The sequence below is a fragment of the Lactobacillus agrestimuris genome (assembly GCF_943193025.1).
Classification (GTDB): Bacteria; Bacillota; Bacilli; order Lactobacillales; family Lactobacillaceae; genus Lactobacillus; species Lactobacillus agrestimuris.
The window spans coordinates 1-1231 of the sequence record NZ_CALPCQ010000053.1; the positions used below are offsets into that span (position 1 = coordinate 1).

The 1231-nt window shown below is 41.3% G+C and carries 4 protein-coding genes; all 4 read left to right on the forward strand.

The genetic code is table 11. The features are described from left to right. The first annotated feature begins 84 nt into the window (after positions 1 to 84). A complete protein-coding gene (locus NFR82_RS08805; RefSeq protein ID WP_251717900.1) occupies positions 85 to 267 on the forward strand; it encodes a hypothetical protein in 183 nt (60 codons plus the stop codon). Next, positions 264 to 611 carry an IS66 family insertion sequence element accessory protein TnpB gene (gene tnpB / locus NFR82_RS08810; protein WP_251717901.1) on the forward strand — a complete coding sequence of 116 codons (348 nt, stop codon included), beginning with the start codon at positions 264 to 266 and terminating at the stop codon, positions 609 to 611. Before NFR82_RS08805 ends, tnpB begins: the two co-directional genes overlap by 4 nt. A gap of 64 nt (positions 612 to 675) precedes the next feature. Next, positions 676 to 909: a transposase gene (locus NFR82_RS08815; protein WP_251717902.1), complete on the forward strand. Its 234-nt coding sequence runs from the start codon at positions 676 to 678 to the stop codon at positions 907 to 909. Then, the coding region (locus tag NFR82_RS08820) for an IS66 family transposase zinc-finger binding domain-containing protein (RefSeq protein ID WP_251717903.1) at positions 863 to 1231 on the forward strand (369 nt) is incomplete at its 3' end. The genes NFR82_RS08815 and NFR82_RS08820, both read left to right, overlap by 47 nt.

Here is a 1231-nt window from a genome sequence, read left to right on the forward strand (position 1 = left end):
TGTAAGCGTCAAATAACCAGGTGTCTGTTTTTGTCCTCATTTTTCAGGTATTCTAATCTCATTAAATTTATGGAGGTTAAAAATATGCCTGAAAAACAACAACCCATCGTGGCACTTAATCACACGGCAAGACCTAAGAAACCTAAATTGCGCCCGCAACGCAATACTTTGGTGCTTAGCTTAAAGAAGAACGATTTGGAACTGAATTTTTATAGCAGTTTAGATTCTGAGATAATGAATAAGCTATTAGAAAAGATCCTGTCATGATTAGGCTTAGCGACTTGGGACGGGTCTATATCGTTTGCGGCAAGACCGACCTGCGCAAAGGCATTGACGGCCTTGGAGCTTTGGTCAAAGAGCAGTTTGATCTTGATCCTTTTAGCGGCAAGGTTTTCCTCTTCTGTGGCGGCAGAAAAGACCGCTTCAAAGCCCTTTATTGGGACGGTCAAGGATTCTGGCTGCTCTATAAAAGATTTGAAAACGGCAAAATGACCTGGCCTCAAAGTCAGAATGAAGTTCAAGCTTTATCTTCTAAGCAGGTTGACTGGCTAATGAAGGGCTTCTCAATCAGTCCAAAAATAAAGAACACGAAAGCGCGCGAATTCTACTAACACTTGACATCGCGCGCTTTTTTGATATTCTTTTAACTAACAAATTTAGGAGGAAGTTTAAATTATGTCACAAAAAACTTTGGAAAAGATTATTGCGCAACAGGCAGTCACCATTCAAAATCTAACTGACGAAATCAAGCTCCTCCGTGAACAAGTAGCTTACTTAACACAGAAGCGTTACGGCAGATCTTCAGAACAAATGCCCTTAAACGGACAAACAAGTCTCTTTGATGAAGCAAACGATGCCCAAGATGATGGAGAACGTCCCCGACGCCGCCATTCAGACTATTACTTATAAAAGACAAATTCACAATCGAAAACGTGCTGACCTTCTGGCAGCCTTTCCGTCCGAAGAGGTTCATCATAAATTAGACGACAAGCATTGTCCTGATTGCCATCATGAACTTACTGAGATCGGTAAACAATCAGTTCGCCAAGAATTATTGTTTATACCAGCTCAGCTTAAAAGGCTGGATCATATCCAGCATGCCTACAAGTGCCAATATTGCAGTCGAAGAAATCTTAGCGATAAGATCATTAAAGCCGCAGTACCCAAGGCGCCATTGAATCATGGCCTAGGCTCAGCTTCACTTATTGCTCATTCTCTTTATCAAAAGTAT

Coding starts and splice junctions, on each gene's coding strand:
- NFR82_RS08805 (WP_251717900.1), top strand. CDS start 85: ATGCCTGAAAAACAACAACCCATCGTGGCACTTAATCACACGGCAAGA.
- NFR82_RS08815 (WP_251717902.1), top strand. CDS start 676: ATGTCACAAAAAACTTTGGAAAAGATTATTGCGCAACAGGCAGTCACC.
- tnpB (WP_251717901.1), top strand. CDS start 264: ATGATTAGGCTTAGCGACTTGGGACGGGTCTATATCGTTTGCGGCAAG.